Source organism: Streptomyces sp. AC627_RSS907, assembly GCF_019049165.1.
This window is the reverse complement of the sequence record NZ_JAGMUE010001405.1, coordinates 1-564: the sequence shown is the minus strand read 5'-3', so window position 1 is coordinate 564 and position 564 is coordinate 1. Positions and strand designations below refer to the sequence as shown.

Sequence of the window (564 nt, the reverse complement as noted above, 5' to 3'; positions counted from 1 at the left end):
GGATGCGGACGGGGCGTACGGGACAGCAGGTGCTCGGCTGGTCGTGCGGCCGATGCGTGGCTTCCTAGGCGGCGACCACGTTGACCGCCTCGGTGGGCGCCTTGATGGTGACGCGCTCCTCCGGGACGGACGTCACCGAGGTCACGGACACGGAGTTCAGGCGTGGCCGCATCGGCGCCGGCACGGGCTCGCTCGCCGCGGCGGAACGCGCCAGTTCGGCGAGCGCCAGCTCGTCGCTCACTTCGCGCATCACCTGGGACATGCGTACGTCCAAGGCGTCGCAGATGGCGGAGAGCAGTTCGGAGGACGCTTCCTTCTGTCCTCGCTCGACTTCTGAGAGGTACCCCAGGGACACCCGGGCGGACGAGGAGACCTCGCGCAGCGTCCGGCCCTGGCGCTGACGCTGTCGGCGCAGCACGTCACCCAGCAGGCGACGGAGCAGAATCATCGCTGGCTCCCTCCTCGGACCGCGTATCCGGTTCCTTCTCGCCCCACCGTACCGCCTCGGGCTCCACCCGTGCGGGGGGCGATGTCGTGTTCACTCAGGGCTGCAAACATCAAAAG

Annotated in this window: 1 protein-coding gene; it reads right to left on the bottom strand. The window is 69.1% G+C overall.

The window, feature by feature from the left end:
- Nucleotides 1–64: 64 nt before the first annotated feature.
- Complete coding sequence (locus tag KUM32_RS42135) at nucleotides 65–448, bottom strand: helix-turn-helix domain-containing protein (RefSeq protein ID WP_176164453.1); 384 nt, start codon at nucleotides 446–448, stop codon at nucleotides 65–67.
- Between the last annotated feature and the right edge of the window lie 116 nt (nucleotides 449–564).

What these genes read in the sequence shown, in the direction of transcription:
- KUM32_RS42135 (WP_176164453.1), bottom strand. Translation starts at nt 448, where the DNA reads ATGATTCTGCTCCGTCGCCTGCTGGGTGACGTGCTGCGCCGACAGCGT.